This window comes from Streptomyces sp. NPDC059456 (assembly GCF_042750055.1).
Taxonomy (GTDB): Bacteria; Actinomycetota; Actinomycetes; order Streptomycetales; family Streptomycetaceae; genus Streptomyces.
In genome coordinates this window covers 1-5039 of record NZ_JBHYVA010000630.1, presented here as the reverse complement: position 1 = coordinate 5039, position 5039 = coordinate 1, and the positions used below count along the sequence as shown (strand labels likewise).

Sequence of the window (5039 nt, the reverse complement as noted above, 5' to 3'; positions counted from 1 at the left end):
GCGGGGGCGTGTGTCTGTGATTTTCGGGGCGGGGGGCCCGCGGCGGCGTGGGCCGCCCGCGCCGGCCCCCATCGCGGTGGTGCCCGTGTCGGTCTCCAGGACGAGCTCGGGCGCGGTCGGCACACCGGGGCGCTGGACCATGAGCAGATTTTCCCACGATCCGCCCGACTCGGCAGCGATCGACATCGTCGCAGGTCAGAGGGTTCTTATGGGTAATGACAACGGTCCCCGTTGCAGCCTTTGCCCATTGCGTCCCGGTGCGCTTCACTTCACGCGTCGGAACCGAACACACGGGGGACGCCATGAGTGGGCACGATCACGCGCACGACGACCACGGCCACGCCGCCGGCCACGACCACGGCGGTCACGACCACGGGGGTCACGGGGGTCACAGCCACGGCGTCTCCGCGGACGCCGACCGGCGCTGGCTGGCCATCGCGCTCGGCCTGATCGGCGCGTTCATGGCGGTCGAGGTGGTCATCGGCATCGTGGCCCAGTCCCTGGCGCTGATCTCCGACGCCGCCCACATGCTCACCGACGCCGTCTCGATCGTCCTCGCGCTGATCGCGATGCGGCTCGCCGCCCGCCCGGCGCGCGGCGGGTTCACGTACGGCCTCAAGCGCGCGGAGATACTCTCCGCCCAGGCCAACGGGCTCACGCTGCTGCTGCTCGCGCTCTGGCTGGCGTACGAGGCGGTCCGGCGGCTGCTCGACCCGCCGCCGGTGGCGGGCGGGCTGGTCCTGGTGACGGCGCTCGCGGGCATCGTCGTGAACGTGGCCGCCGCGTGGTGCATCTCCCGGGCGAACCGCTCCTCGCTCGCGGTCGAGGGCGCCTACCAGCACATCCTGAACGACCTGTTCGCGTTCATCGGCACCGCCGTCGCCGGTCTGATCGTGCTCACCACGGGATTCGTCCAGGCCGACGCCATCGCCACGCTCGTGGTCGTGGTGCTGATGGTCAAGGCGGGCTACGGGCTGGTCCGCGAGTCCGGCCGGATCTTCCTGGAGGCCGCCCCGGCGCACATGGACCCGGACGCGGTGGGCGACCGGCTGGTCGGGCACCCGCCGGTCACCGAGGTGCACGACCTGCACATCTGGACGATCACCTCCGGGCAGGCGGCCCTGTCCGCGCACGTCCTGGTCGAACCGGCCGGTGACTGCCACGCCGTGCGCCGCGACCTGGAGCGGTTGCTGGAGAAGGAGTACGGGATCACGCACACCACCCTCCAGGTGGACCACGTACAGGAGGAGCTGCTCAGCGTCGGCCGTCCCGGCGCGGCCCCGGACCCGGACCCGCACTGCGCGGACGCGCACGGCCCGGTGCACCGCCAGGGTCCGCACGACCACTGACGGCGTACTGACCGGCCCGTCCGCGGGGCATACATGGACGCATGACGCAGAAGCGCAGCGCCGGACTGCTCCTGTTCCGCACGGCCCCGGCGGACGAAGGCATCGAGGTGCTCCTCGGCCACATGGGCGGCCCGTACTGGGAGCACAAGGACGACGGGGGCTGGGCCATCCCGAAGGGCGAGTACGAGGCGGACGAGGCCCCGCTCGACGCGGCCCGCCGGGAGTTCACGGAGGAGATCGGCCTGCCGCCGCCGGAGGGCCCGTACCTGCCGCTCGGCGAGCTGCGGATCCCGGGCGGCAAGCTGGTGACGATCTGGGCGGTCCGGGCGGACCTCGATCCGGCCCTGATGGTGCCCGGCACCTTCACCATGGAATGGCCTCCGCACTCGGGCCGGACGCAGGAGTTCCCCGAGCTGGACCGGGTGGCGTGGTTCACTCCCCCGGTGGCCGAAACCAAGCTGATTCCCTCTCAGATTCCTTTCCTGGAGAGGCTGTTGGGGCTCCCGCGAGGTTGACCCGACCTTGACTTGCCAACAAACCCCGCCTGCCTGGACATTGCACATATGACGAACGTCGTGCTGGTGGGAACCCTGGACACCAAGGGTGTCGAGTACGGCTGGCTGCGCGAGAGGCTGCTGCGCACCGGCGTCGAAGTGATCATGGTCGACACAGGAATCATGGGCGATCCCCGGGTGCCCGCGGACGTACCGCGCGAAGCCGTCGCCCGGGCGGCGGGAACCGAACTGTCACACCTGCGCACGGCCGCCGACCGGGGTGCGGCCGTGACCGCGATGGCCGAGGGCGCCGAGGCGACGCTCTTGCGCATGCACGCCGAGGGCCGGCTGCACGCGGTGCTCGCCATAGGCGGCAGCGGCGGCACCTCCATCGCCACCCGGGCGATGCGCGCACTGCCGCTGGGCGTGCCGAAGCTGATGGTCTCGTCCATGGCGTCCGGGGACGTGGCCCCGTACGTCGGATCCTCGGACATCACGATGATGTACAGCGTGGTGGACATCGCGGGGATCAACAGCATCTCCGCGCCGGTCCTCGCGAACGCGGTCGAGGCGGCCGCGGGAATGGCCAAGGCGTTCAAACGCTCCTCGATGGACCTGCGCCGTCCGGCCAGACTCGGCGCCGGGTCCCGCCCGCTGGTCGCGGCGAGCATGGCGGGCGTCACCACGGCCGGCGTGGACGCGGCCCGCGACCGGCTCACGGAACTCGGCTACGAGGTGCTGGTCTTCCACGTCAGCGGCACCGGCGGCCGCACCCTGGAGACCCTGGCCGGGCAGGGCATCTTCGCCGGCGTGCTCGACCTGACGCTCAGCGAGCTCGCCGACGACCTGTGCGGCGGCATCCTGACCGCCGGCCCCGACCGGCTCAGCGCCGCCGGACGGGCCGGAATTCCGCAGGTCGTGAGCCTGGGGGCACTGGACATGGTGAAGTTCGGCCCGCTGGAGACCCTGCCCGAACGGGCCCGCTACCGGCGGGTCCACGTACACAACCCGTCCATCACGGTGATCCGCACGACCCGCTCCGAATGCGCGGAGCTCGGCCGCCGGGTCGCCGCCAAACTCCGCGCGGCGACCGGGCCCACGGCCGTGTGCGTCCCACTCCGCGGACTGTCCACGCTCGGTGCGCCGGGCGGCACCTACCATGACCCCGACGCGGACCGGGCCCTGTTCTCGGCGCTACGCGAGGGGCTGCGGGGCAGCTCCGCCCGGCTCTACGACTACGACACCCACATCAACGACCCGGCCTTCGGCAGGGCTGCGGCCGACCGGCTGCACGCCATGATCGGCGCCGCGCGGGCGGCCGCCTGAGCACCGGGTGAGACACCCCGTCAGGTTGGGAACCGGCCGTGGCGGAAACCGTGTCCCTGGGTGTGGCTCGGAGCGACCGGGCCCAGGATTCGCAGACGCCACGGACGGGGGCAGACGATGAAGAACGCGTGGACGGTGCCCGGCTACGCGGAGGTCCGCGAACTCGGCTCCGGCGGCAGTGGCCGCGTGGTCCTCGCCGTCCACGAGGCCACGGGCACGCCGGTGGCGGTGAAGTACCTCAGCGACCGGCTGCGCGAGGACCCGGCGTTCGTCGGGGAGTTCCGGGCGGAGGCCCGGCTGCTCGGCGGACTGGACACGCCCTACGTGGTCCGGTTGTACGAGTACATCGAGTACACGCAGGCTCCGGGCGGCGCCGCCATCGTCATGGAACTGGTCGACGGGATATCCCTGCGCGCCCTGCTGAAGCAGGCCGGCCAGGCCGAACCCGAGGCCGCCCTCGTCGTGCTGAAGGGCTCCCTGCTCGGCCTGGCCGCCGCGCACCGGGCGGGCGTCGTCCACCGCGACTACAAGCCCGAGAACGTGCTGGTCGCCCCCGACGGCTCCTCGAAGCTGGTGGACTTCGGCATCGCGGCGCGCCGCGGCACGACTCCCGGGGTGGCCGGCACCCCTGCGTACATGGCCCCCGAGCAGTGGCAGGGCCGCCCGGCCTCGCCCGCGGCCGACGTGTACGCGGCGACGGCGACCTTCTTCGAGTTCCTGACCGGCCGCAAGCCGTTCGCCGGGGAGAACTTCGCGGAACTCGCGGTCCAGCACATCGAGGCCCCGGTACCGGAGACCGAGGCGCCCGAGCCGGTGCGCCCGCTGATCCGGCGCGGTCTGGCCAAGGCCCCGGAACAGCGGCCGGAGAACGCCGAGGCGTTCGTGGCCGAGCTGGAGGGCGTGGCGCTCGCCGCGTACGGGCCGGACTGGGAGGAGCGCGGGCAGCGCAAGCTCGCGGCGCTGGCCGCGCTGCTGCCCCTGCTGTTCCCCTCGGCGGGCGCCCCGGCCGCCGGGACCACGGCGGTGGCCACGACCACGGTCTCCAGCCCCTCGCGCTGGGCTCCGGGCCGGCGCGGCCTGATCGCGGGCGGCGCGGCACTGGTCCTGGGGGTGCTCACGGCGCTCACCTACAGTGCGGCCGGCGGGGAGGCCGGCGGGGCCGCCGCGCTGAACGCGTTCGCGACGTCGAGTGCGAGCCCCGGCGCCACCGGACCGTCGCTCGCGCCGGGTCCGAGCGTGTCGGCCACGGCCTCGCCGTCGCCCTCCCCCTCGCTGTCCCCCTCCGCGTCCGCGTCCGCGTCGCCGTCGGCCACGCCGAGCCCGACCACGAGTACGAGTACGAGCCACTCGCCGGTGGCGACGCCCACGACCACCCCGCCGACGACGAGTCCGCCGACCACCACGCCCCCTTCGCCGAAGCCCACGGTGGTCGTCGGCGCGGTGTCCGTCACCCTCCGCGAGACGGGGCCCTCCCTCGGACAGGCGACGGTGACGGTCGACGCGAAGGGCACCGCGCCGGTGACGGTGGTCCTGGAATGGTTCACCGGCAACGCGGAGGGGAAGCTGGGCACGCCGGACGGCGCCCCCGACACCCTGACGTACCAGCCGGGCCGCGCTGCCGCGCCGCTCGTCAAGACCCACACCTTCGACGGCCGGGGCTGCTACTGGGGCGTGCGCGCCACCACCAGGCCCGCCGCCGGCAACGGTTCCTCGACCTCCCAGGTCTACATCAGGAGGTGCACGATCGGATGAGCGACGACGACTACAGCGCCACCGTCCTCGGCAGCCACTGGTTCAGCGGGCCGCCCCAGCCGGAGTCCGCCACCCGGCCCCTGCCCCTGCCGGAGTCCCGGCCCCACTCCCCCACCCC

5 protein-coding genes are annotated in these 5039 nt (G+C 73.2%); 4 read left to right on the top strand and 1 reads right to left on the bottom strand.

Annotated features, from left to right (window positions below):
• Window positions 1-186 (bottom strand): hypothetical protein (locus ACFXA3_RS35135; protein WP_385193845.1); only part of this gene is annotated, 186 nt, incomplete at its 3' end.
• A gap of 116 nt (window positions 187-302) precedes the next feature.
• Here ACFXA3_RS35135 and ACFXA3_RS35130 point away from each other — a divergent pair.
• From ACFXA3_RS35130 to ACFXA3_RS35115, 4 genes are all read left to right on the top strand, one after another.
• On the top strand, window positions 303-1349 hold the full coding sequence (locus ACFXA3_RS35130) for a cation diffusion facilitator family transporter (RefSeq protein WP_385193843.1): 1047 nt from the start codon (window positions 303-305) through the stop codon (window positions 1347-1349).
• 41 nt (window positions 1350-1390) lie between these two features.
• Entirely contained in the window at window positions 1391-1864 is a 474-nt protein-coding gene (locus ACFXA3_RS35125) for an NUDIX domain-containing protein (RefSeq protein ID WP_385193841.1), read from the top strand.
• A gap of 48 nt (window positions 1865-1912) precedes the next feature.
• A complete protein-coding gene (locus ACFXA3_RS35120) occupies window positions 1913-3169 on the top strand; it encodes a Tm-1-like ATP-binding domain-containing protein (RefSeq protein WP_385193838.1) in 1257 nt (418 codons plus the stop codon).
• Window positions 3170-3286: 117 nt separating this feature from the next.
• Window positions 3287-4921 carry a serine/threonine-protein kinase gene (locus ACFXA3_RS35115; RefSeq protein WP_385193836.1) on the top strand — a complete coding sequence of 545 codons (1635 nt, stop codon included), beginning with the start codon at window positions 3287-3289 and terminating at the stop codon, window positions 4919-4921.
• The last annotated feature ends 118 nt before the right edge of the window (window positions 4922-5039 follow it).